The sequence below is a fragment of the Epilithonimonas sp. JDS genome (genome assembly GCF_021261315.1).
Taxonomy (GTDB): Bacteria; Bacteroidota; Bacteroidia; order Flavobacteriales; family Weeksellaceae; genus Epilithonimonas.
This window is the reverse complement of sequence record NZ_JAJSAX010000001.1, coordinates 153,154-177,846: the sequence shown is the minus strand read 5'-3', so window position 1 is coordinate 177,846 and position 24,693 is coordinate 153,154. Positions and strand designations below refer to the sequence as shown.

Genomic DNA, 24,693 nt, shown 5'->3' with positions numbered 1-24,693 from the left:
GTTTTGAAATGAGATTAATTTCTTCAAAATCTTAATTAAAAATAATTCAATAAAAAATGTAATTCTTTTGAGAATGAATAAATTCAAAAATTATTTTTCGATTTTAGGTGTAGGGCTTTCCTCTTTTATTTTTTCACAAGGCACATCTGCAGGAACTTTACCTCAGGTTGCAGACCAACAGCTTCTCGTAAAGGACATCACCGCAGAGAAAGCGTTGTTGTCTCCGAAAGAGCAAATCGAATTCAACATCAACAAAATGTTCACCGACCCAGTTCTTCGAAATGCGAATTGGGGATTTGTGGTTTATGATACGAAAACTGGAAAAATTGTCACTTCTTATAACGAAAATGTACCGTTGGTTCCAGCTTCGACCACAAAACTGTTGACCACGGAAACCGCTTTTGCACTGTTGGGAACCAAATACAGATGGAACACGCAGTTGGAATATTCCGGAAGCATCGATGCAGAAGGCGTTTTGACCGGAAATCTTTACGTCGTGGGAAGTGGCGACCCGTCTTTGGGCGGAAACAGAGGTGGCGCATCGAGTTACGGACAAATCGTGAATCAATATCTGGACGCGATAAGAGATAAAGGAATCAAGAAAATCACGGGCGACATCATCATCCAAACAGCGATTTTCAAAGAAAATAAAACCGACCTTCCACAGAACATCGTTTGGTTGGAACAAGCCAATTATTTCCTGCCAGTCGGGACTACGAAGGACATCAATCCAAGAAATGAAAAACTGATTGTAAGCCAATCCAACAATCCTTTTAATCAGGTTAAAAAATATTTTTACGTTTCGCCCTACTCCAACAAGATGGTTTTTGCAGACCAGTTTGATGGTGCTTGGGTGACAACGAAGGTGGCAGAACCACCAGCTTTTTTGGCTAATAAATTAAGAGAAGGTTTGGTGAAAAGTAAAATTTCAATCGTTGGAAAAGTAACGCCGAAAATCGTTGATAGAGAACCTGAACCACGAGAAATTCTGACAACTTACAAATCACCGACTTTAGCAGAAATTGTGAATTACACGAATCAAAGAAGTGACAACGGATATGCGGAAGCCATTTTGAAATCGAATGGTTTTATGAAATTGGGCGACCAAACCACAGAATCCGGCAGAATCGTCGTGACAGACCATTTGAAAGATATTAATTTTGATACGGTTGGACTCAATTTTATGGACGGAAGCGGACTTTCCAAAGCGCATACGGTGACGCCAATTTCTCAGGTCAAATTTTTAACGGCATTGATGAAAGCGCCTTATTACAAAGAATATATGGAATCTTTGCCAATCGCGGGACAAACCGGAACATTGAAACATATGTTTTTGGTCAACTCCAATGGACAGATTTTCGCGAAAACCGGAACTTTGAATGGCGTGAAATGTTTGGCTGGCTACATCAAAACCAGAAGCAACAGAACGCTGGCTTTTTCTCTTTTAATTAATAGATTCTCAGGCTCGGTAGCGCAGGTGAAAGACAGAATGGAGCAATTGCTGGACCCGACCTTAGATTTGTAACAATCAACATCTTATAAAATTTTAAACTCACAATTTCTTGTGAGTTTTTTTGTAGCTTTGATTTAAATAATTTATTGATTATGAAAAATTTTTACACATTAATCATAGTTTGTTTAGCGGTTAATTCGTTGTTTGGACAATTCCAGAATATCGACAAAAAAGGATTGATAGAAGCTGAGAAGAATAGAGCTTCGCGAGGAAGTTTGGACGTGAATGTGAATCCAAATACACTCAATTATGATTTGACTTATGTAAGATTGGAATTGGACCTCGACCCAAATCAGCAATACGTTTCCGGAACTGTGACCTCGCATTTCAAAATGTTGCAGAATTCTAATGATATTTATTTTGATTTGGCTGATAATCTGACTGTTTCGAATGTAAAATACCACGGACAAGATTTGACTTTTCAACAATTGAATACAGATGAAATTAAAATCAATTTTCCATCTTCAGTTTTAGCTCAAGTCACAGATTCTCTATCCATCACGTACAGTGGAATTCCGGATGGGAGCGCAAATGCTTTTGTCGCAAGCCAGACACAAGCTGGAAACCCTGTGTTGGTGACTTTGTCAGAACCTTTTGGCGCGAAAGAATGGTGGCCGACCAAGCAAAGCCTTAATGATAAAATTGAGAAATTAGATATTAAAATCACAACGCCAGCGCAGTATACAGTCGGCTCCAACGGAAAACTAATGTCTGAGACCATTCTCGGAAATGGAAAAAAATTAACGTATTGGCAAACCAATTACGCGATTCCAGCTTATCTTTTTGCCTTAGGAATTTCAAATTATATTAAATTAAATTCGACAATCACCACTTCGGGAAGTTCTTTTCCATTTCTCAATTATGTTTATCCATCGTCGGCCAACGCAAGCGTACAGGCCAATCTGGATTGGACGGAGACCAATATGCAAACATTCGAAGACCACTTCGGTTTGTATCCTTACAGAAACGAAAAATATGGTCATATGCAATCCAATTGGGGTGGCGGAATGGAACACGCAACAATGTCCACAATGGGCTATTTTGCGCAGGATTTGATTGCCCACGAGTTGGCGCACCAATGGTTTGGCGACAAGCTGACTTGTGGTGCCTGGAATGACATTTGGCTCAACGAAGGCTTTGCGACAATGGGCGAATATGTGGCTTATGAAAAATTGTTGATGAATCCGTCGCAGTTTCAAAATTATCTGCAAACCGAGATGGACCAAATCACAAGTTTGCCAGGTGGAAGCGTTTATATTCCCGACAGTCAGCTGAGTTTCAATCGGATTTTCGATGGGAGATTGTCTTACACCAAAGGCGGTTATGTACTTCGAATGATGAAGTGGATTCTTGGTGACGATGCGTTTTATACAATGTTGAAGGCTTATCAGGACAATTCTGCTTTTGCTTATAATTATGTGAAGACATCAGATTTTCAGAACTTTTTGAGCAGTTTTACAGGAAGAGATTTCACGGAATTTTTCAACGATTGGATTTATGGTGAAGGTTATCCAACCTATCAAATCCGCTGGACTCAAAATGCAAGCAATAATAAACTAACTTTCCGTGTTGGTCAAACTAGAAGCAGTTCTACAGTCAGCTTCTTCGAAATGCCGCTTCCAATCAGAGTTTCAGGATCTGGCGGACAAACTGCCTATTTTGTTTTAGATCACACTTCTAATAACCAATATTTCACACAAGATGTTGGATTTACAGTAACTGGAGTGACATTCAATTATGAAAATCAGATCATTACAAAAGGATCAACAGTTATTAAAGACAATACATTAGCAGTAAATGATGATAGTAAAGAAAAAATAAATGTGTATCCAAATCCGGCCAAATCATACATCAAAGTTGCAGGTTTGGAAAAATCCACAGATTACGAAATATTCTCAGCTGATGGTAAATTAATCAAAAAAGGAACAGCAAATCCTAACTCTGAAATTAATATTTCAACATTGGTGAAAGGAACTTATATTTTGAAATTTAACGATCAATCTGTAAAAATCATAAAGGAATAAATATTAATATAATTCAAAACATAAAAAAGTTAAAAAAAGCACGCAATTGAAGTGCTTTTTTTATTTTTGTTAAAATCGAAAATCAATAAAAATGATATCACAAAAATTCCTCGAGAACATTACCAATGAGCTAACGAATATAGAAAATGACGGTCTTTACAAAAAGGAAAGAATCATCACTTCCCAGCAAAGTGCAGAAATAGAAGTTGGTGGCAAGCGATTGCTGAACTTTTGCGCGAACAATTATCTGGGATTATCCAACAATCCAGAAGTGATGAAAGCTTCAAAAGATGCTATAGATTCTCACGGTTATGGGATGTCATCGGTTCGTTTCATTTGCGGAACTCAGGATATTCACAAAGATTTGGAAGCCAAAATTTCTAATTTCTTAGGAATGGAAGATACTATTTTGTACGCGGCGTGTTTCGACGCAAATGGCGGTGTTTTCGAACCATTATTTTCAGATGAAGATGCCATCATCTCAGATGAACTCAACCACGCCTCAATCATTGATGGTGTAAGATTGTGTAAATCTGCAAGATACCGTTACAAAAACAACAATATGGAAGATTTGGAAGCTCAATTGATTTGCGCTTCCGAAAAAAACCACCGTTTCAAAATCATCGTCACAGACGGCGTTTTCTCAATGGACGGAATTGTGGCCGACCTAAAAGGCGTTTGTGATTTGGCTGACAAATATGATGCGTTGGTAATGGTAGATGATTCTCACGCCACCGGATTCATTGGAAAAACAGGCCGTGGAACGCACGAAGCAAATGATGTGATTGGAAGAGTCGATATCATTACTTCAACGTTAGGAAAAGCTTTAGGTGGCGCATTAGGCGGATTTACTTCTGGAAAAAAAGAAATCATAGATATGTTGAGACAACGCTCTCGTCCATATTTATTCTCAAATTCATTAGCACCCGGAATTGTAGGCGCCGCTTCCAAAGTTTTGGATATGATTTCCGAAGATACTTCATTGAGAGACAAAGTAATGGAAAATGCAGTATACTTCCGAAAAGAAATGAAAGCCAAAGGTTTCGATATTCCAGACGGCGACGCAGCAATCGTTCCTGTGATGTTGTATGATGCAAAATTAGCTCAGGAAATGGCAGAAAAACTTTTATCAGAAGGAATTTATGTGATTGGATTCTTCTATCCGGTTGTTCCAAAAGGAAAAGCTAGAATCAGGGTTCAGCTTTCAGCAGCACATTCCAGAGAAAACCTTGACAAAGCAATTGCAGGCTTCGAAAAAGTAGGGAAGGAGCTAGGTATAATTTCTTAATTCAAAATAAGTTCTAAAAATTTCATCAAAATTATTTCCCCAACACTAAAGGGAGTAATTTTGATGAAATTTTAAATGAATGTTCCCACTCTAGGAATTAATTCTGCTTGACGATTTAACAGTCATAAGTCATTGGTGAAATTCATAGTATGGCTTATTTCTACTGATGATGTTGAAAGTTTATTGAACTTTTTTTCAATAAATTTTTATATGTCTTAAAACTTTAAAATAAATCGTCGTTGACTTAGCAAAGTCTGAATATAACAAATCAATTTTTCCTGCAACGCCAACTATTTTGTCCACATTGGGATTTCCTAAAGTTTACTTTTCTCTTTGCTCAAAATGAAAGGTATTAGATATAGCTCCAAAGTAGCGAAAGGTTTGTAGATATTTTATCAAGCTGATATTAAGCTCAGTATGCGCGATAAATAAATATATGTAATCCTATTTCCTCCCAAAAATCATCCTGTCATTCCACGAAATATCTTTCAGAAGCTCAACTTGAGAAAAATCATCTTGATACAATTCCAAAGTTTCTTTTCCTAATTTCTGATTGATCTCAAGAAACAAAAGCCCACCTTCTTTCAAATGATTTTTGCAGTCTTCGGCAATTTTTCTGTAAAAAATCAAAGCGTCCGAAGTAGGAGAGAAGAGTGCCAAATTCGGTTCAAAACTCTTAACGGATTCTTCAATTTCCAGATTTTCCTCAATCCCGATATAAGGCGGATTGCTTATAATGACGTCATACATTTCATTGTCAGTCTGAGCGGAGTCGAAGACTTCAGTCAGATAATCTTTATGGATGAAATTAATTTCAACTCGATGAAACTCCGCATTCCTTTTCGCAACTTCCAAAGCTTCATTCGAAATATCAATCGCAAAAACTTCCGCTTCCGGAAAATGCTTCTTCAAAACAATCGGAATAATGCCGCTCCCCGTTCCGATATCGAGGATTTTAGTTTGAGAGTTTGAGAGTTTGAGAACTGGGAAGTTTTTAGTCTGATCCTCATCATCGTTGTCAGGCTGAGGTTCTCGAAGCCTATCATTAAAAACTTGATTCTTTTGCGTTTTTTCTTTTATCTTGTTTATCGCTAATTCCAGCAATTCTTCCGTTTCCGGTCTTGGAAGCAAAACGTGTTCATTCACAAAAAATTTCAAGCCATAAAACTCAGTTTCCCCAAGAATCTGTTGGAAAGGTTTTCCTGTTTTCAATTCCGAAATCGCTTCCACAAATTTATTAGAATCGTCTTCTAATAATTCATTTTCCAAACTATGTCGCAATTCAATTTTATTCAGATTCAAAAAATGTTCGCAGAGAATAGAGAACAATTCCTCTATTTCAGATTTAGAATACAAATCCGAAAGTTCACTTTTAATTTTTTTTTTAACGTCTGAGATTCTCATTAAATATTTTTGTAGGGACGAAGTTCCGTTATATTGGTAGAAAATGAAATTGTAAATAAATATAAGGTGCGAAGCACCGAAATGCTGGTAGATAATTATGTGTTACCTCGTAAAAACCAAATTAGTTTCAGTAGACAATTTCTCATCAAACAAATAATTTTCGTAGTTGAAAGCTTTAATTTCATCCAAAGCTTTGACTTGCTTTTCGGCACAAAAACGCAAAACCAATCCACGAGCGTGTTTCGTATAAACCACAATCGTTTTCAATTTTCCATCCGGCTGTATTTGCTTAAATTCAAAATCGATCACTTTCGCTTGTAAAGCTTTCTTGTCAATCACTTTAAAATATTCTGTACTTGCAAGATTGATGAGCAATTCTCCTTTTTTAAGTTCAGAATTCAGTTGTTCCGTCACTTTTTCTGTCCAGAATTCATAAATGTTTTTGTTCGAATCAAATTTGAAGGGCCGTCCCATTTCCAGTCGGTAAAGCATCACTTTGTCAGACGGTTTCAGAAGTCCATAAAGTCCGGAAAGAATTCTGTAATTTTTCTGAAGGTAATCAATTGCTTTTTTATCCAAAGTTTTGGCGTCCAATCCTCTGTAAACTTCGCCTGTGAAAGCAAACATCGCCGGAGCAGAATTTTTTGACGTCGGGTTTGCGCTCCATTTCTGATTTCGTTCCCAATTTTCGTCAGCCAGTTTTGTAGAAATCTCCATTAATTCCGAAAGATATTTCGGCGATTTTTCTTTCAAATAAGAATGTATGAATTCAGAATCCTTGATGAATTTCGGTGTTGTGGATCTTAAAAATTCCGTCGAATTTTCAATGTTCATCAATTTGGCTGGAGAAGTAACAAATTTCATTTGCTTGTTAGTTGATAGTTGTTTGTTGTCAGTCTGAGGCTCTCGAAAACTTTAAATTAACCTTGATTATTTTTGCTTTAATCTTGTTTCTTTATAGAATTCCTTTTCCTTGTCGTAGAATTTCCGGTTCGCCCGAAGTTAGATCCACGATTGTGGAAGCTGTATTGTCGCCATAACCGGAATCGATTACGAGATCAACCAATTTGTCGTATTTCTCTGCAATCAATTCAGGATCTGTAGAATATTCCAGAATCTCATCATCTGCATGAATGGTTGTCGAAACGATTGGATGACCCAATTTTTCAACAATCAGCTGCGGAACAACATGATCCGGAACCCGGATTCCGACAGTTTTGTGGCCTTTATAAGATGTAGGCAAGTTTCGGTTGGCTTCCAGAATAAAGGTGAAGGCGCCAGGCAAATGTGCTTTCAAAAATCTAAAAGTTGCAGTTTCTATCGGCTTCGTAAATTCGGAAAGATGGCTCAGGTCATTACATATGATAGAGAACTTGTGCTTATCCAGTTTAATTCCTTTAATTTGCGCAAGTCTTTCCATTGCTTTGTGATTGTAGATATCACAACCAATTGTGTAAATCGTATCAGAAGGGTAGATGATGACACCACCATTTTCCAAAACTTTAACAGCTTCGTTAATAAAGTTTTCCTGCGGATTTTCGGGATATATTTTTAGGATTTTTGCCATAATCAAATTTACGAAATTTAAATAAAAAAAGAGAATCAAAAAATTGATTCTCTTACTTTGGTTGCGAGGACATGACTCGAACGTGCGTCCGCCTTTGGCGGATAAGAGCCATCCAACTATCGAGGTAACAATTTTAGGAACAATCTACCTTGTCCGCTGTTTAAAAATTTCTCTCTTGTCATTGCGTCGTTTTTGTTTGTAAAAAACTCTACGTGAATAACTTTCCAAGGTCTGAATTTTATTGTATATCCAGATTTACTTAAATAATTATGAGATTTAATTCTATCCAACAGATTTGAAGTAAAGACCCGTGTAAGTTTTATCAAATTTTTCTGAATATAAAATATAAACAACAAATTCTTCCATAAATAAAAAGAGAACCACATTGTGATTCTCTTACTTTGGTTGCGAGGACACGACTCGAACGTGCGACCTCCGGGTTATGAGCCCGACGAGCTACCTACTGCTCTACCTCGCGGTGCAAAGATACAGCTTTTTCGTTACGAGGCAAGCGAATTGGGGATTTTATTTTTTTCTGTAAAAAGTAAATCGAAAAATGATGAGACGAATCTTTTGCAGAACAATAATTTCGTCTATCAAACTGTCAAACAATGGACAAATATGTCATCAAAGTATAACATAAAAAAAGAGAACCACATTTGTGATTCTCTTGATTGGTTGCGAGGACACGACTCGAACGTGCGACCTCCGGGTTATGAGCCCGACGAGCTACCTACTGCTCTACCTCGCGGTGCAAAGATACAGCTTTTTTGATATTAGACAAGCTAAAAATTAAGTATTTAGAATTATAAATTTTTATTTATTGATTATCAAGCTTTTACTGTTTTTAAAGTCTTTTAACTATAAAAATAGTTGTAGAATTGAATTTTAATCCTACATTTGTATTACTAAGTTTTTAGTGATATAAGATTGATTGTTTTTAAAAGTAAAGATTATGAATAAGTTGACGAAAGCAGAAGAGCAGGTAATGCAATATCTTTGGCAGATCGAGAAAGGATTTTTGAAAGACGTTTTAGAATTGTTTCCCGAGCCAAAACCGCACACCAATACCATTTCTACTATTCTTAAGATTCTGATGGAAAAAGGCTTTGTAAGTCACAAGACCTTTGGCAGACAACACGAATATTTCCCGCTTATAAGCAAAGAAAACTATAGCGGAAGATCAATCAAAAGTCTGGTGAAAAACTATTTCGAAGGTTCTTATACGAATGCTGTTTCGTTTTTGGTAGAAAAAAATGAGATCAGCGTAGAAGATCTGGAGCTTTTGTTGGATGAACTTAAAAATAAGGACTAATGGAAGCTTTTATGTTTTATTTGGGCAAGATGATCCTGTGTTCAGGGGTGATGTTTGCTTACTATTTACTATTCTTAAAGGATAAAACATTTCACCATTACAATCGTTTTTACCTTTTACTGACGGTTATTATCAGCTTGGTTCTGCCGCTGATAAAGGTTTCATATTTCACAATAGAGACCAATCAGAATTTTTACTTGTTGCTAAGTCAACTCAATCAAAATCAATTACAAAACTCAACCAATGATCTCACTATTTATTCAGTTTTTTATGCAATTATTGGAGTGGTTTCAATCATTCTTTTAATTAGATTAGTATTAGGAATTACAAGAATCCAGTCTATCAAAAATCAGTTTCCGAACGAGACGATAGAAGGGATTAAATTTTATCAGACTAACTTAAACAATGCACCTTTTTCATTCTTCAGAAACCTGTTCTGGAAACAGTCGATTCAATTGGATTCGCCTGTCGGGCAGCAGATTCTAAAGCACGAGATGGTGCACATCCAACAAAAACACAGCTGGGACAAACTTCTGATGCAGACTGTAAAATCTGTTTTCTGGTTCAATCCTGTGTTTTATTTTATCAACAAAGAAATCAATCTTATTCACGAATACTTGGCGGACAACAAGGCAGTGAAAAAATCCGATACGAGAGCATTTGCGCAGATGCTTCTGGAAAGTCATTTCTCCGGATCGGTTATTCCTGTTACGAGTCCTTTTTTATCATCTAATCTCAAAAAAAGACTTAAAATGCTTACAAAAAACCAAACCAAGTACAGCTACGCACGCAAACTTTTTGCGCTACCTATTTTATTCTTTATGGTGTTTGCCTATATGGTAAATGCGAAAAATAAAGAGATTACAGAAACGAACAAAGCTATAGAAATAGCGGTAAAAGAAATGAAGCAGGATACAATCAAACCAAAAAACTCTGAGTTTGACAGTTTGGCTGCGGATCATCAAAGACAGACAAGAGTTTACTCCGACGCTTTGCAGGAGGATCATTTGAAAATGTCAGCTATCAGTAAAAAAATGGCTGACAAAAGCAAAGCATTATCTGCGCTGAAAAAAGCTAAAAAAGAAGAAACGCCGGAATACAAAGCACTGGAAAATGATATGGATGAACTTTCCAGCGAAATGGAAAAAATTGTGAGTTCCGAGAATTATCAGAAAAATCTAAAAGGTTTGGAAGAAAATTCAGACGCTATTGCAAAACTCTACGATTCTCCGGAATTCAAAAAGAAAATTGCGGATGCAGAGAAGAAAGCTGCTGAGGCTGAAAAAATGGTCAATTCTCCAGCTTTTAAAAAGAAGATTGCTGATGCTGAGAAACGTGCTGCGGCAGCTGATAAATTAGTTAACTCGCCGGCATTCAAAAAAAGAATTGCTGATGCGGAAAAAAGAGCTGCGGAAGCTGACAAAATGGTCAATTCTCCCGAATTCAAAAAGAGAATTGCGGATGCCGAGAAAAAAGCTGCAGAAGCTGTTGCAAAACTAGATACACCCGAATTTAAAAAGAGATTGGAGTTTGCTCAGAAATTAGCCAAAGAAACTTCTGATAATTTTGGAATGATCTACAGTGAAGCAGATTTTCAGAAAATGATCAAAGACAGTTTTGGGAAAGATGCTTTTACGGACGGCACGTTAGCTTTTGGAATCGACGGCGATAGTTTCCCGAAGTTTGATGATCTACAGCAAAATTTCAACTTTAGTTTTAATGATGATGCTAAATCCAATTTGTCTCCAAAAGAATTAAAAAAATGGAAAAAAAAGGTAAAAGAGCTTGAAGAAAAACAAAAAGAATTGCGTGAAAAACAAAAAGAACTTCAGAAAAAACAACAGGAATTACATCAGGGAAAACCTTTGAAGATCAGTTTTAACACAATTTCTAATAATCCAAAATTGATTATTCTTGATAAAGATATGATTGCTTCGAATTCTGATAAAACAACGGTTTATATCAATGGGAAAAAAGTTGACAGATCTGAACTTCAATCTCTTGATCCAACTAATATTTCTTCAATGAATGTTATCAGAAATAACGACGTAAGTTCTATCAGGGTCATCACAAAATAATCACTACATTTCATAACACTTTAGCCGGTTCGCCGGCTTTTTTATTACTTAAGATATGAGAAAAATATTTTTACTGTTTGTTCTTTTAGGAACTTTGGCAATTGCTCAAAACAAAAGATTCATCTACGAATACAAATTCATTCCCGATTCCACAAACGTTGCCGATGTCAAGACAGAAATGATGTTTCTGGACACTTCAAAAGACGGTTCCAAGTATTACAGCTACACGGTTTTCAACTCAGATTCTGCAATGAAGGTTGATCTGGAAAAGCAATTGGCAGCAACAGGTTCCATCAATGTGAGATCCGATATGAGAAAAGGCGATGTGCGATATTCCGTTACCAAAACCTATCCGGATTATAAAACCAATATCCACAGAAGGCTTTCGATGGATGCATACAGTGTTTCGGAAGACCGGAAAATCAACTGGAAAATCTCATCAGAAAAAGAAAAAATAGGCGAGTGGAATGCCCAAAAAGCGGAAGCAGATTTTGCCGGACGACATTGGACAGCTTGGTTTTCTACTGAAATTCCAATTCAGGATGGACCTTATAAATTCCACGGTTTGCCCGGATTGATTGTCAAAATTGAGGACAAAACCGGTTCACACAAAATGGAACTGAAAGGAATTAAAAACATTAAGGGAAATCTTGATATCAATGTTTTCGAAGCAAAAGAAATTGCCATCAATTCCAAACAATTTCAGAAAGTGATGAAGGAATATGAGAATGATCCTACGAAAGGTATCAAGCAAATGCAAATGGGCGGCGCAACAATCATTATGACGGGAAAAGATGCAAACAGTACAAAATTCGCAAAGGAACAGGAAGAACGTTTGAAAGCCCAAATCAAAAAAGATAATAACAGAATTGAATTGGATATTGTAAAGTAAATCTGGATTTATTTTTCTAACTTTAAATAAATTTAAACACAAATGAAACAACTTTTACAATTTCTCTTCTTATTATCATTTACTTTATTTCTTTCGCAAAACCAACGTTTTTACTACGATTATCAATTTCAGACAGACTCTACGGATTCTCAAACTAAGAAATCCGAACTGATGGTTTTGGATATTGATAAAAAAGGATCAAAGTATTACAGCGAGTATGTTTTTCAAAATGACTCTTTGATGAATGCACATTTTGCCAAGAATACGGCAACTCACAGTGACGATCCTTTTCCGATGTCTGGAAAAGAAGGGGTTATAACTTATAAAATTTTAAAATCCTATCCGGACTTTAGAATTAATCATATTATGACTTTGGATATGACACTTTACAATGCCAGTCAGCAGGTAAAAATGAATTGGAAAATTCTACCGGAAAAAGATAAAATTGGAGATTGGAGTATCCAAAAGGCAGAGACAGATTTTGCCGGAAGACATTGGATTGCGTGGTTCTCTAGCGAAATTCCTGTTCAGGACGGACCGTACAAATTCCACGGTTTGCCGGGACTTATTGTTAAATTAGAAGACAAGTCAGGCTACTACAAATTTGAACTGAAAGGAATTAAAAATAATATTCTCGAAAGAAACATTCTGGTTTCTGAATGGGAAAAACCAATTCTAATTGACTACAAGAAATATCAAACAATCTATAAAAATTACAGAAAAGATCCTACTGCAAATTTCAGAAGAAAATCCCAAGAAGGAGAAGTTTATATGACAGATGACGCTGGAAATAAAATTAATATGTCAGAAATGATAAAATCTCAGGAAAGACAGGCTTTGGAACAAATCAAAAAGAATAATAATGTTCTTGAACTTGATTTGTTGAAATAAAAAAACGCCACTGAAAAGTGGCGTTCTGCATTGTATCTAGATAGAAGATTTTTTCTTCAATTCATCACGGATTTCAGCGAGCAAAACATCTGTGGAAGATGGTCCGGCTGGAGCTGCAGCTTCTTTTTTATTAACTCTGTTAGCGATTTTGATCAGCCAAAATAGAACAAAAGCAATCACTAAGAAACTGATCACTGATGATAGAAAATTCCCATAAGTTACACCGTTCCAGGCCAGTTCTTTAATGTTTTCTGCACCTGCAGCCTTCAATGCTGGTGTCAATAAAAGAGGCGTGATGACATCATCCACCAATGATTTTACGATTGCACCAAATGCGCCGCCAATGATAACACCGACTGCCAAGTCTACCACATTCCCTTTAAAGGCAAACTCTTTAAATTCTTTTACAAATCCCATAGTTGTAATTTTTAATAGTTAGTTGTATAACAAAAATATAATTTTTTATTTAAATCAATTTATTGATTTATTCATAAAAGAATATTATTGATTAAATTTGAATTCGGTCTCTTTTAAAGATCTCATTCATTATGAAAATTCTTACAGCTGATCAAATCAAAGCCTGCGATGCCGCAACTATAGAAAAAGGAATTTCTTCTGTCAACCTGATGGAGAAAGCTGCAAAATGCTGCGTCGATTGGATTAAAAATAATTTTAATTCGGCTGAGAAATTTCTGGTTTTTTGCGGCAACGGAAACAACGGCGGCGACGGATTTGCGATTGCCCGAATGCTTTATGAAAAAGGTTTCGATGTCGAAGTTTTTATTGACAAAGCCAAGAAAGAATTCTCCAGCGACGCCAATATTAATCTCAAAAAAATTAAGCAAATCAGCGGAATCAATATCAAATATTTTTCTGATTTTTCATTGATTAAGAATGATAAAACAATCATCATTGACGCAATTTTTGGTAATGGATTAAACAGAGAATTATCTGAAGAAATTAACAGTGTTATCGAAAAATTGAATCAATTTGATGTTCCAAAAATATCGATTGATATCCCGACAGGATTGTTTGCTGATAAGATTATTGATGAGAACACAACGGTTTTTAAAGCAGATTTCACCTTGACTTTTCAATTCTATAAAAGAAGTTTTCTGCATCCGGAAACCGGAAAATTCTGTGGAAAAATTGAAGTTTTATATATTGATCTTAATGAAGATTTTATTGAAAAAGCCGAAACCGATTATTTTGTGATTGACCAAAAACTAATTAATAAAATTTACAAACCTCGCGAAGAATTCAGCAACAAAGGTACTTACGGAAAAAGTATCCTGGTTGGCGGAAGTTATGGAAAGATAGGAGCAATAATGATGTCAACTTTGTCAGCTTTGAAAACGGGAAGTGGATTAACCTTCACCATTGCGCCAGAATGCGGAAATCTCATTCTTCAATCCCAAGTTCCCGAAGCAATGTTTATAACTTCCGGCGAGAAATATATTGATAAAATTGAGATCGTTGAGAAAGCTGTCTACGGAATCGGACCAGGTTTGGGGAAGGAAAAACAAACGGAAAAAGCATTACTCGATTTCTTCAAAAAAATTAAAAATCCCGTTGTTCTGGATGCAGATGCTCTGAATATTTTAAGTGAAACTGACAATTTAAATTTAATTCCAAAACATTCTGTCATTACTCCTCATCCTTTGGAATTCGAAAGGCTGTTTGGCAAAACTGAAAATTCTTTTGAAAGATTAGAATTAGCAAGAATGAAAGCTGAGGAATTGCAGATTTTTATTGTTTTAAAAGACCATCACACTGCTGTAATTACGCCTGACAGAAAGGTTTTCTACAACATCACAGGCAATTCTGGAATGGCAAAAGGCGGAAGCGGTGACGTTTTGACAGGTATTTTAACATCATTAATTTCTCAAAGATATGATATCGAAAAAGCCTGCATTTTCGGTGTTTGGCTGCACGGAAAAGCAGGCGATTTTGCGGCTGAAGATCTCTCCAAAGAATCGATGCTGCCAACTGATCTCATCAACAAAATAGGAGAGGTTTTCAAGTATTTATCAAGCTGAAATTCTAGTTTTTCGTTTGTTTGAAGTTCCTGAGACTTTCGATGATGTTGTTTTGGTAGGCTTCAGTTTGGATTTCAACATATAAAGAACGCCAACTTCGGTTTCAGAAAGATTTTCGTTTTTCTTCAGAAGTTTTTTAATTTCTTTTTGGAAATAATGAACGGTGTGACCATTTTTATAATGCTCAAAAATTCTTGGATCGATGTAGGAATCTCTGGCAACAGAAGGCGTATTTCCTAATTTTTCGGATACGCCGACAATGGCATTTCGGATTCTTTTTTTGAGTTCTTTCTGTTGTTTTTCTTCACAAATTCCCAGTTCGTCCAGTATTCCCGCTGCAATCATTGTTCCGGCCCAGGTTCTGAAATCTTTTGCTGAAAATTCTGCGCCCATAATTTCTCTGATGTAATCGTTCAGATCCTGACTTTCTACGGTGACTAGATTGTTTTCCTTATCATAATATTTGAAAAGTCGATAACCCGGCAATTCTCCGATTTCGGAAATCACTTTTGTTAATTTCGAATTGATAATGTGTTTTTCCTGAAACTTTCCGGATTTTCCTTTGTAAGAAAATATCATCTCATCACCGTCTATATTCAAATGTTTTTTTCGGATTGTCGTCAGTCCGTAACTTTGATTTTGCTGCGTATATTTTGGACTTCCCGGCCGGAAATAAGCCGAATCCAGAAGTCGTACCATCGCTGCCAGAACTTTTTCGCGCGTCATTTTTTTCTTTCTTAGATGCTGTCCTGTTACACGTCGCATATGTTCCAGATTTTCAGCGAAATGCAGGATTCTGTCAAACTTGTCAGAGTCTTTTTGCGCCCGGAATTTCGGGTTGTAGATGTATTGTTTTCTGCCTTTTTGATCTCTGCCAACAGCGAGAATCTTTGCACTTTTATTGGTTGTGATTTCCACATCGGTCCACGCTGGTGGAATGACTAATGAATTGATATAATTAATTTTATCCTTGTCTTTTACTTTTTCTTTGTTATTAAAATAAGAAAAATTCTTTCCGGAAATCTGTCGTGTTAGTTTCATGATTTTGATTTGATGACTATCTCTAAACAATTAAAATGCCGATCATAATCGATTATCATCAAGATATTCAGAAAAGGGCATTAATATGTTGTTTTATGATTTTATTAACAGAGCTTAGAATCGCTTTCTAAAGGAAAATTTCTATTTTAGCAAAAATTTTATTGATGCCAAAGACAGTTGACGATTTTAATAAAAGCAGACTCAGATCCAGTAATATTACCGTGGTCATCAGTATTTCGCTGGTTTTATTCCTTGTAGGATTATTTGGATTAATATTGATCAATGCTCAGAAATATTCTGACTACATCAAGGAACAATTGGTTGTGGAAGCGTATTTTGACGAATATCTTGATCCGCGTGATTCTGCAAAAACTTTGAAATTCCAGGAGGAGACTTTTGCTAAAATTAAGGAGCAGAATTACGTAAAACAAGCAAGATATATCTCAAAACAACAGGCTACTGTACTGGCAAAAAAACAGTTAGGAATTGATGCTGACGCACTTTTTGAAGAAGATATTTTCCCTGCATCCGTTGAGGTGACTTTGAAACCGGAATTTGTAGATCCTGCAAAGATTGACGGCGTGGTGACACAATTAAAAGCGATAAACGGTGTAAAAGATGTCGCTAATGACAACCAGCTGACGATCGATGTTTACAATAATCTGAACCGGATTCTGACTTGGATTTTAGCATTTTCGATCTTGTTTTTAATTGTGGCAATTGTCTTGATTAATAATTCAATCCGATTAAAAATATTTTCCAAACGTTTCATAATCAAAACAATGCAGCTTGTAGGCGCGAAAAGAAGATTTATTTTGATGCCGTTCATCAAAGAAGCGCTTGTTCTTGGGCTGATAGGTTCTTTCATAGGGATTTTAGCGCTTGGCGGACTTTGGTATTATTTCACAAGTCAGATTGGAACACCGTTCGTGCAGGATACAAACCAATATGTTGTTCTCGTGATCATCATTTTGCTCGTAGGTGTTTTCATTACCGTTGCAAGTACTATCTTTGCAACCTGGAGATTTTTACGAAGCAACGTGGACGATCTTTATTATTCTTAAACAATGGCAAAAAAAACAAATAAATATTCCGCAGATCAGTACGGTAAAGCCGCTGAAACTGTCGAAAAAAAGACTTTCTATTTCGGAAACAAAAATTTTAAATTAATGTTGATCGGATTGGGACTGATTGTCTTAGGATTTATTCTGATGATGGGCGCAGACGCAAACACAACACCGGAGGGGAAATTCGATCCCAATTATTGGAACGAAGATATTTTTTCCTTCAGAAGAATCCGACTGGCACCTTTATTAGTTATTGCAGGATTTGTGATCCAGATCGTCGCAATATTGAAAAGAAATAAAGATTAAAATTTAATTACAAATACAATTACAAACTTTGTCTTGGTTAGGAACTGAGACAAAGTTTTTTTTAATAAAACTAACGAAACAATGGATTTAATCAAAGCAATCATCATTGCGATCATCGAAGGCTTAACCGAATATTTACCAATTTCTTCCACCGCTCATATGGGTTTTGCAGCCAGTTTGATGGGATTGGAGGAGACAGAATTTCTTAAAATGTTTCAGGTTTCTATCCAGTTTGGAGCAATACTTTCCGTGGTTGTGGCTTATGGTAAAAAGTTCTTTGACTTCAGCAATCTCCAGTTTTATTACAAATTGGCTTTTGCAGTATTGCCTGCTTTGATCATTGGTTTTTTCTTGGATGATGCTATTGAATCCGTATTAGGAAACCAGATTGCGATTTCCACGGTTTTGGTTTTGGGCGGCGTAGTTTTGCTGTTTGCAGACAGTTGGTTCAAGAATCCTGTTATCCACGATGAAAAAGAAATTACGATCAAAAAAGCAGTCACGATTGGTTTCTGGCAATGTTTGGCGATGATGCCCGGAACGAGTAGGAGTGCGGCTTCTATCATTGGCGGAATGGCTCAGGGTTTATCCAGAAAAGCAGCGGCAGAATTTTCATTTTTCCTCGCAGTTCCTACAATGTTGGCGGTAACGCTTTATTCTGTATTTGTAAAAACATGGGGTAAGGAAACCTTACATCCTCAAAAAGGTTACGAGATGATTTTAGAATCTCAGGATCACATTTTAATTTTCATCGTTGGAAACATCGTCGCTTTTGTAGTGGCTTGGATTGCAATCAAATCGTTTATCAGTCTTTTGAATAAATACGGTTTCAAACCATGGGGCTGGTATCGAATTGTGGTTGGGATTGGCTTGTTGATTTATTTTTATTTCTTTAAATAACTAAGAACGATATTTTCAACCTTGTCAAGGTTTCAAACCTTAATAAGGCTTTTTTCTCTGTTAGAGAAATTTTTCAAAACTGTCCAACGCTCAAACTCTCGCACCCAAATGACATCAGAAGAACTACAATCCGGACACATATTTCTATTGGACAAACCTTTGGATTGGACCTCGTTTCAGGCTGTCAATAAGTTGAAGTACAAACTCAAAAGAGAATTCCCGGAATTGCCAAAGAAATTCAAAATCGGTCACGCCGGAACTTTGGATCCGCGGGCAACAGGATTATTGATTGTCTGCACAGGAAAATTTACCAAGAGAATTCCGGAAATTCAGGATGCTCCGAAAGAGTACTGGACAGAGATAAAAATCGGAGTTCAGACAGAATCTTACGATACTGAGAAACCCGAAATCCTTCACGTTGATTATTCTCATATTACAGAAGAATTGATTCACGAAACTTTAGCAAAATTCATCGGAGAAATAGATCAGAAACCACCAGTTTTTTCAGCGCTAAAAATCGATGGAAAAAGAGCTTACGACCTTGCAAGAGCCGGAACAGAAGTAGAAATGAAATCCAGAAAAACGACGATTCATTATCTTAATAATATTGAGATTAATTTACCAATCGTCTCGTTTACAGTTGGCTGCAGCAAAGGAACCTACATTAGAAGTCTTGCGCACGACATTGGTCAGGAACTTAAAGTCGGAGCTTATCTTACACAACTTAGAAGGACAAAAATCGGCGATTATTCTGTGGAAAATGCAAGCTCGGATTTCATTAACGATGATTTTAAAATTTCAGAATAGTACATTGATGAAAAAAAATCTACTTCTTTTAAGCTTGATGTTTTCAGTTTCTGTATTTGGACAATCAGAAGGAAGCAAAAGCAAAACAATGGGATTTTACATCAGTCCAAATGTACAGATTGGATATAATCTTGGAAATTCGATTAAGGAAAATCAGAATAGGGATTCACCATATTATCAGGAAAATGTTGCGCCGTATCTTCCCAACGATTTTACTTATGGGATTGGAGTTGTTGGCGGTTATCATCTTTTGCCATTTTTTGCTCTTGGAACGGGACTTAAGTATAATTATGTGAGCGACAATCTGCATCTTCTAAATTGGACGATTCAGCCAAAATTTATCATTGGAAAAGATGAAGGAAAGTTTGTTGTGGAATTTGAGTACGGAAAACAGTTTAACAATTCCAATATCAGCAATACACACTATTTTGGAGGTAAATTAGGCTATCAGGAATCTTTCTCAAAAAGGTTGATTCAGGAAGGTGGATTGTTTATTTATCGTTACAATTCCAATGTTTCCAATTCATACTTCATAGGACTATCTGTAAGTGCAATAATTTTCAGTAACAAGAAATATACGGTTTACGGAGAAGATTAATTTTATTCTTCAATAATTATTTAAAATGGAAAAAATCAGAATCAACAAATATTTATCAGAAGTCGGTTTCTGCTCCAGAAGAGCAGCAGATAAGCTTTTGGAAGAAGGCAGAATCACAATCAACGGTGTCATTCCCGAATTGGGAACGAAAGTTTCGGACGATGACGAAATTTTGGTAGACGGGAAAACCATCAAAAAAGCTGAAGAGGAATTTGTTTACATTGCCTTCAACAAACCTATCGGGATTGTTTGTACAACCGATACAAAGCGGGAAAATGATAACATCATCGAATATATAAACCATCCAAAACGTATTTTTCCGATCGGAAGACTGGATAAACCGAGTGAAGGTTTAATTCTTCTGACATCAGACGGTGATATCGTCAATAAAATTCTTCGGGCCAGAAACAACCACGAGAAAGAATATATCGTGAGAGTGAACAAACCGATTACCGAGCAATTTCTGAAAAAAATGAGAAGCGGTGTTCCAATCCTTGATACTGTGACCAAAAAATGCGAGGTCGAAAAAATTGATACGATGAATTTTCGAATCGTTCTCACACAAGGTCTCAACCGTCAAATCCGTAGAATGTGCGAGCATTTGGATTATGAAGTAAAAAAGCTGAAAAGGATTCGGATTATGAACATCAAACTGGATTTACCAGTCGGGAAATGGCGTGATCTTACGGCCACTGAAATGAAAGAACTTAATAATCTATTGGAAGATTCTGCAAAAACCATCGACTGATCACTTATCACTTATCATTTATAATGTAAAGTCTCATTTTTTCCTCATATTCAGGTTTTAATTTAAGGAATTTCCATATTTTTTTGTCGTCCGGATTCGTGATTCGGTAATAAATGATTCTGTCGGCGGAATACCGGAAATAGGGATGTTTTTTCAGCCAGTCTTCCGGTGCATTTGCCAGTGTGTATTTTGCAACATTCGAATTGTCAAGTTTCGCTGAGTAAATCAGTCTTTCGCCCATTGCTCTGTCGATTTCATAAGTTTCTAACAGCTGATTTTTATTAATAAAACCGCCAAGTTTTTTTCGGAAAGCTAGAATTCCGGCAGCGTCTTTTTCCGTAAATCCAAATTCCTGTAATTGCTTGAAAGTGATTTGGTTAAGATTAATTTTAGAGAAATCAGTTTGTTCTGAGACGATTGTTTTCTCTTCAGTTGGTTTAGCCTTTTCCGGAACAGAAAGTCTAATCCAGGGTTTCATTTCTTCAAATTTCTCAGCAGAAATAACAAAACATTTTTGAATGTCTTCTAGAGATTTAAAACTTCCTCGCAGATTTCTATCACGATAATTGACAATCACATTCGCCTGCTTTTCAGAAAAACCTAAAGTTTGCCATTGTTCAGTATTTAAAGTATTCGGATCAAAATATTGATTGATTTTTACCGATTCTTTTTCTCTCTTTTTCTCAAATTTGTTTGCTAAAGTTTCCGGTGTTTTAGTCTGTAATATTAAGTATGGCGACATTTGGGAAAACTGTTCATCATTGATAATGAAGCATTCCTTCAACTTTTCTTTGCTGATGAAACTTCCGCCGAGATAATTTTTATACTTCAAAATTGCAGACGCTTGTTTCTCCGAAAAACCTAAATTCTCCCAATCCTTTTGTGAATATAAATCTGGATTGAATTTCCCTCTGATATTGAGTTTTTTCTTTTCAAATGTTTTGTAATTGAAGTTCTGATTTTTCGCTTCAGCTTTCGTTTCCGGGAGTAAAATGTAGTTTTTTAATTCCTCATATTTATCTGGAGAGACGGCATAGCATTTTTTGAACTGCGCTTTGGAGCTGAAATTTCCGCCAACAACTTCTTTATATTTCAGAATAGTTTTGACCTGTTTTTCTGAAAATCCAAGATTTTTCCATTGATTTTCGTCCAGCTGATTTGGATCAAACTCTGTAAGAATAATTTCAGATTTTGATTTTGAATCTGATTCAGAAACAAAAGTAATGATGAGTTTTTCGTAATGTTGATTTTTCTTGTAATAAGTAAATACAACTTGTGAAAAAATAATAAGAATTCCGAATATAGCAAGGCTGAGAAGCTGCCTTTTCCGGATTTGGAAAGGTAATTTCTGATTCATCTTTGTGTTTTAACCAAAGTTAAATAAAATGAATCAAAATTTAATTATTAATTAAAATTATTTTTTATTAGTCGTTCAAAGAATTTTTAAGCTTCAAAAGTTCCGCTTTAATGAATTCCAATCTGTCAATGATAGTGATGGTTTCCGAGATTTTTGTGTTGGTAGTCAGAGCTACTCTTGCGCCATCCAAAGTATAACCTTTTTCTTTGACGAGATGATAAATGATCTTTAGATTCTCAATGTCGGAAGGTGTGAAGTAGCGGTTTCCCTTTTTATTTTTCTTCGGTTTGATGATCGGGAATTCCTGCTCCCAATATCGGATCAGTGAAGTGTTGACGTCGAAAGCCTTTGCGACTTCGCCAATAGAATAATAAAGTTTGTCAGGAAGATTAAGTTTCATTGTTTTGATCGAGTTTTCAAAGATAATTATTTTTAATTCTTTTACACAAATTGTATCTTGCAACTTTAGAATTTACATCATGAAATCGCCATTATTAGAATATACAAAGGACGATAAAGATACAGCGATTGCATATGGTAAAATAAAACATTAAATATCTACATATGAAAAGTTTTTGGAAGCTTTGTTATGCGGCTTTTATATTGATTTTGATGAGTTGCAAAGTTCAGGATACTAATATAAAATTATTTAGACTTCCACCGACATTACTTTCGAGTCAATTTACTTTTACAGAAGGTCCGGCTGCTGACAAAGAAGGAAATGTCTATTTCACCGATCAGCCGAATGACAAGATCTATTTCTGGAACTGGAAAACCAACAAAGTAGAGCTGTTTCTTGCCAAAACAGGCAGGGCCAATGGAACTTATTTCGATAAAAATGACAATCTAATTACTTGTTCCGATGACAACGGCGAGATTTGGAAAATCAATAAAAATAAAGAAATCGAAATTATATCCAAAGGTTTTGAAGGCAAAAGACTAAATGGTCCTAATGACCTTTGGATCGACAAATTTGGTGGTATATATTTCACGGATCCCTTGTATGAAAGGGATTATTGGAAATACTTCAAAGTAGAAATTCCAGAGAAGAATCTTTATTACCGAAATGAAAATGGAACGATCACAAAACTGGAAACGTTTGTACAACCCAACGGGATCATCGGTTCTCAAAAACTGAAAAAACTGTATGTTTCTGATATCGATGCCGGAAAAACCTATGTTTACGACATTCTTGGCAAAGGCAAACTTTCCGAAAAAAGATTGTTCTGCGAAATGGGTTCGGACGGAATGACGCTCGATAGCCAAGGAAATCTCTATTTAACAGGAAAAGGTGTAACGATCTTCAATAATAAAGGTGAAAAATTAACCAATATTCCAATTGATGAAGAGTGGACCTCTAATGTGACTTTTGGTGGAAAAGACCACTCAACTTTGTTTATCACTGCTTCAAATTCTGTTTACGTTCTGCCGATGAATGTTACTGGAATCCAATAAAAAAGATCGCTTATTAATAAGCGATCTCTATTTTTACCTTCTTGCCTTTCAACTTTTCATTGGCTAGTTTTTTCAGCAGTTCGATGGTTTTTTTACGGTTGACTGCAACATAAGAAGTGGTGTCTTTCACTTCTATCAGACCGATGTCGTCTTTTTCAAGTTCTCCTTTTTTGATGAGATAACCCACGATATCAACTTTATTAACTTTATCTTTTTTTCCGGCACTGATGTAGATCGTTTGATTTGGAGTTCTCTCAGGAACTCTGTTGCTTTCCGAAACATTTTCTTCCGGCGTATTGGTTTTGATGAAGGGAAAATTCTCGTCCTCGGTCATAATTAAATAAGCAAAACCTTTGGCATTCATTCTCGCCGTACGTCCGTTTCTGTGGATGAACGCGTCCTCTTTCGGTGGTAATTGATAATGCACGATAGATTCCACCTCTGGAACATCCAAACCTCTGGAAGCCAGATCTGTTGTGATCAATATTCTCGCCGAATCATTTCTGAATTTCAGCAAAGCGCGCTCACGTTCGTCCTGTTCCATTCCGCCGTGGAAGGTTTCTCTCTGGATTCCTTTTTCTCGTAATAATTCGGAGATCCTATCAACAGCATCTCGGTGATTGCAGAAGATCAAAGTTCTTTTGTTCCCGATTTTACAGATCAATTGGAATAAAGTGTTTAACTTATCTTCCGAAGTCGTCATCACTTTTCGAAGTTGGATGTTTGGTTTTGATTCGTTTTCTTTGAGGAAGTTGATTTTCTTTTCGTTGTCCAATTCAACAAATCTTGGGATGTTATCCATCACGGTTGCAGAAGTCAGGATTCTTTGCTCAAGACCTGTCAAAGAACCGATGATGTATTCCATATCTTCCTGAAAGCCTAATTCCAAAGCTTTATCGAACTCGTCCAAAACCAAAGTCTTGATGGTTTCCGGATCGAAGTTTTCGTTCTTCAAATGGTAAGCGATCCTTCCTGGCGTCCCAACCAATACTGCTGGCGCCTGGATCAGATTGTTGACCTCGATTTTTTTATCGTGACCACCATAAGCGATAGAAACTTTGAAATCCGTTCCCATCGATTTGAAAACCTGCTCGATTTGCAAAGCCAATTCTCTTGCGGGAACCAATATCAAAGCCTGAATTCCTCTAACATCTGATTTCAAATTTCTAAGAACCGGAAATAAAAATGCCAAGGTTTTTCCAGAGCCTGTTGGTGACAGTAGTACAATGTCAGTTTCGTTTTCAGAAGCAGTGTATGTAGATTTCTGCATTTGATTCATATCCTGGATCTGCAGTTTTTCAAAAATCGGTTGTAATTCCATTTTGCAAAGATAAGAGATTTGGGAGATGGTTGAAAGTTCTAAATTGTGTTGTCTATTAATAAGAAATACCAAACCCATAGCC

24 protein-coding genes and 2 tRNA genes are annotated in these 24,693 nt (G+C 36.2%); 15 read left to right on the top strand and 11 right to left on the bottom strand.

Annotated features, from left to right (window positions below; all coding sequences use genetic code 11):
• Nucleotides 1-73 precede the first annotated feature (73 nt).
• The 3 genes from dacB to kbl all read left to right on the top strand — a co-directional run bounded on the left by dacB (nucleotide 74) and on the right by kbl (nucleotide 4,825).
• Complete coding sequence (dacB, locus tag LUD75_RS00915) at nucleotides 74-1,525, top strand: D-alanyl-D-alanine carboxypeptidase/D-alanyl-D-alanine-endopeptidase (protein ID WP_232703853.1); 1,452 nt, start codon at nucleotides 74-76, stop codon at nucleotides 1,523-1,525.
• An 80-nt stretch (nucleotides 1,526-1,605) separates the two neighbouring features.
• Nucleotides 1,606-3,537: a M1 family aminopeptidase gene (locus LUD75_RS00910; protein WP_232703852.1), complete on the top strand. Its 1,932-nt coding sequence runs from the start codon at nucleotides 1,606-1,608 to the stop codon at nucleotides 3,535-3,537.
• Between the two features lie 91 nt (nucleotides 3,538-3,628).
• The gene (gene kbl / locus LUD75_RS00905; protein WP_232703851.1) at nucleotides 3,629-4,825 is read left to right on the top strand and encodes a glycine C-acetyltransferase; all 1,197 of its coding nucleotides are present in this window, start codon (nucleotides 3,629-3,631) and stop codon (nucleotides 4,823-4,825) included.
• Between the two features lie 444 nt (nucleotides 4,826-5,269).
• On the opposite strand, the gene LUD75_RS00900 is transcribed toward kbl, so the two are convergent.
• From LUD75_RS00900 to LUD75_RS00875, 6 genes are all read right to left on the bottom strand, one after another.
• Entirely contained in the window at nucleotides 5,270-6,229 is a 960-nt protein-coding gene (locus LUD75_RS00900; protein WP_232703850.1) for a HemK/PrmC family methyltransferase, read from the bottom strand.
• Nucleotides 6,230-6,331: 102 nt separating this feature from the next.
• Nucleotides 6,332-7,093: a peroxide stress protein YaaA gene (gene yaaA / locus LUD75_RS00895; RefSeq protein WP_232703849.1), complete on the bottom strand. Its 762-nt coding sequence runs from the start codon at nucleotides 7,091-7,093 to the stop codon at nucleotides 6,332-6,334.
• Nucleotides 7,094-7,184: 91 nt separating this feature from the next.
• Complete coding sequence (locus LUD75_RS00890) at nucleotides 7,185-7,796, bottom strand: L-threonylcarbamoyladenylate synthase (RefSeq protein WP_232703848.1); 612 nt, start codon at nucleotides 7,794-7,796, stop codon at nucleotides 7,185-7,187.
• A 116-nt stretch (nucleotides 7,797-7,912) separates the two neighbouring features.
• Complete coding sequence (locus LUD75_RS00885) at nucleotides 7,913-8,182, bottom strand: GIY-YIG nuclease family protein (protein WP_232703847.1); 270 nt, start codon at nucleotides 8,180-8,182, stop codon at nucleotides 7,913-7,915.
• A gap of 16 nt (nucleotides 8,183-8,198) precedes the next feature.
• A tRNA-Met gene (locus LUD75_RS00880) sits at nucleotides 8,199-8,274 on the bottom strand.
• Between the two features lie 197 nt (nucleotides 8,275-8,471).
• Nucleotides 8,472-8,547: transfer RNA gene (locus tag LUD75_RS00875), tRNA-Met, on the bottom strand.
• Between the two features lie 204 nt (nucleotides 8,548-8,751).
• Between LUD75_RS00875 and LUD75_RS00870 the strand changes: the two genes are divergently transcribed.
• From LUD75_RS00870 to LUD75_RS00855, 4 genes are read left to right on the top strand one after another with little or no spacing between them, the layout of a single operon-like run.
• The gene (locus tag LUD75_RS00870; RefSeq protein ID WP_034965001.1) at nucleotides 8,752-9,111 is read left to right on the top strand and encodes a BlaI/MecI/CopY family transcriptional regulator; all 360 of its coding nucleotides are present in this window, start codon (nucleotides 8,752-8,754) and stop codon (nucleotides 9,109-9,111) included.
• Nucleotides 9,111-11,189, top strand: a complete 2,079-nt coding sequence (locus LUD75_RS00865; RefSeq protein WP_232703846.1) for a M56 family metallopeptidase — start codon at nucleotides 9,111-9,113, stop codon at nucleotides 11,187-11,189. The genes LUD75_RS00870 and LUD75_RS00865 overlap by 1 nt, the downstream gene beginning before the upstream one ends.
• A 55-nt stretch (nucleotides 11,190-11,244) precedes the next feature.
• Nucleotides 11,245-12,081, top strand: a complete 837-nt coding sequence (locus LUD75_RS00860; RefSeq protein WP_232703845.1) for a GLPGLI family protein — start codon at nucleotides 11,245-11,247, stop codon at nucleotides 12,079-12,081.
• A gap of 42 nt (nucleotides 12,082-12,123) precedes the next feature.
• Complete coding sequence (locus LUD75_RS00855; protein WP_232703844.1) at nucleotides 12,124-12,972, top strand: GLPGLI family protein; 849 nt, start codon at nucleotides 12,124-12,126, stop codon at nucleotides 12,970-12,972.
• Nucleotides 12,973-13,008: 36 nt separating this feature from the next.
• Here LUD75_RS00855 and mscL read toward each other — a convergent pair whose 3' ends face one another.
• On the bottom strand, nucleotides 13,009-13,389 hold the full coding sequence (mscL, locus tag LUD75_RS00850; protein ID WP_232703843.1) for a large conductance mechanosensitive channel protein MscL: 381 nt from the start codon (nucleotides 13,387-13,389) through the stop codon (nucleotides 13,009-13,011).
• Between the two features lie 131 nt (nucleotides 13,390-13,520).
• Here mscL and LUD75_RS00845 point away from each other — a divergent pair, with 131 nt between their 5' ends.
• Nucleotides 13,521-15,011 (top strand): NAD(P)H-hydrate dehydratase, encoded by a 1,491-nt coding sequence (locus LUD75_RS00845; RefSeq protein ID WP_232703842.1) that lies wholly within the window; start codon nucleotides 13,521-13,523, stop codon nucleotides 15,009-15,011.
• Here LUD75_RS00845 and LUD75_RS00840 read toward each other — a convergent pair.
• The gene (locus LUD75_RS00840) at nucleotides 15,003-16,052 is read right to left on the bottom strand and encodes a DNA topoisomerase IB (RefSeq protein WP_232703841.1); all 1,050 of its coding nucleotides are present in this window, start codon (nucleotides 16,050-16,052) and stop codon (nucleotides 15,003-15,005) included. The two genes, LUD75_RS00845 and LUD75_RS00840, sit on opposite strands and share 9 nt — an antisense overlap.
• Nucleotides 16,053-16,216: 164 nt before the next feature.
• Between LUD75_RS00840 and LUD75_RS00835 the strand changes: the two genes are divergently transcribed.
• The 6 genes from LUD75_RS00835 to rluF all read left to right on the top strand — a co-directional run bounded on the left by LUD75_RS00835 (nucleotide 16,217) and on the right by rluF (nucleotide 20,478).
• On the top strand, nucleotides 16,217-17,116 hold the full coding sequence (locus LUD75_RS00835; RefSeq protein ID WP_232703840.1) for a permease-like cell division protein FtsX: 900 nt from the start codon (nucleotides 16,217-16,219) through the stop codon (nucleotides 17,114-17,116).
• Between the two features lie 3 nt (nucleotides 17,117-17,119).
• Nucleotides 17,120-17,425, top strand: coding sequence for a DUF3098 domain-containing protein (locus LUD75_RS00830; RefSeq protein ID WP_232703839.1), 306 nt, complete (start codon nucleotides 17,120-17,122; stop codon nucleotides 17,423-17,425).
• 81 nt (nucleotides 17,426-17,506) lie between these two features.
• Nucleotides 17,507-18,325: an undecaprenyl-diphosphate phosphatase gene (locus LUD75_RS00825; protein ID WP_232703838.1), complete on the top strand. Its 819-nt coding sequence runs from the start codon at nucleotides 17,507-17,509 to the stop codon at nucleotides 18,323-18,325.
• A gap of 108 nt (nucleotides 18,326-18,433) precedes the next feature.
• A complete protein-coding gene (truB, locus tag LUD75_RS00820) occupies nucleotides 18,434-19,132 on the top strand; it encodes a tRNA pseudouridine(55) synthase TruB (RefSeq protein ID WP_232703837.1) in 699 nt (232 codons plus the stop codon).
• Nucleotides 19,133-19,139: 7 nt separating this feature from the next.
• On the top strand, nucleotides 19,140-19,730 hold the full coding sequence (locus LUD75_RS00815) for a hypothetical protein (protein ID WP_232703836.1): 591 nt from the start codon (nucleotides 19,140-19,142) through the stop codon (nucleotides 19,728-19,730).
• 25 nt (nucleotides 19,731-19,755) lie between these two features.
• Nucleotides 19,756-20,478 (top strand): 23S rRNA pseudouridine(2604) synthase RluF, encoded by a 723-nt coding sequence (gene rluF, locus LUD75_RS00810; RefSeq protein ID WP_232703835.1) that lies wholly within the window; start codon nucleotides 19,756-19,758, stop codon nucleotides 20,476-20,478.
• Between the two features lie 7 nt (nucleotides 20,479-20,485).
• On the opposite strand, the gene LUD75_RS00805 is transcribed toward rluF, so the two are convergent.
• Both LUD75_RS00805 and LUD75_RS00800 read right to left on the bottom strand, forming a co-directional pair.
• On the bottom strand, nucleotides 20,486-21,835 hold the full coding sequence (locus LUD75_RS00805) for a helix-hairpin-helix domain-containing protein (RefSeq protein WP_232703834.1): 1,350 nt from the start codon (nucleotides 21,833-21,835) through the stop codon (nucleotides 20,486-20,488).
• Between the two features lie 67 nt (nucleotides 21,836-21,902).
• Nucleotides 21,903-22,235, bottom strand: a complete 333-nt coding sequence (locus LUD75_RS00800; protein WP_034965019.1) for a MerR family transcriptional regulator — start codon at nucleotides 22,233-22,235, stop codon at nucleotides 21,903-21,905.
• A 164-nt stretch (nucleotides 22,236-22,399) separates the two neighbouring features.
• On the opposite strand from LUD75_RS00800, the gene LUD75_RS00795 reads away from it, so the two are divergent.
• Nucleotides 22,400-23,290, top strand: a complete 891-nt coding sequence (locus tag LUD75_RS00795; protein ID WP_232703833.1) for an SMP-30/gluconolactonase/LRE family protein — start codon at nucleotides 22,400-22,402, stop codon at nucleotides 23,288-23,290.
• Nucleotides 23,291-23,303: 13 nt separating this feature from the next.
• Here the strand turns inward: LUD75_RS00795 and LUD75_RS00790 are convergent, their stop codons facing one another.
• Complete coding sequence (locus tag LUD75_RS00790; RefSeq protein ID WP_232703832.1) at nucleotides 23,304-24,611, bottom strand: DEAD/DEAH box helicase; 1,308 nt, start codon at nucleotides 24,609-24,611, stop codon at nucleotides 23,304-23,306.
• Between the last annotated feature and the right edge of the window lie 82 nt (nucleotides 24,612-24,693).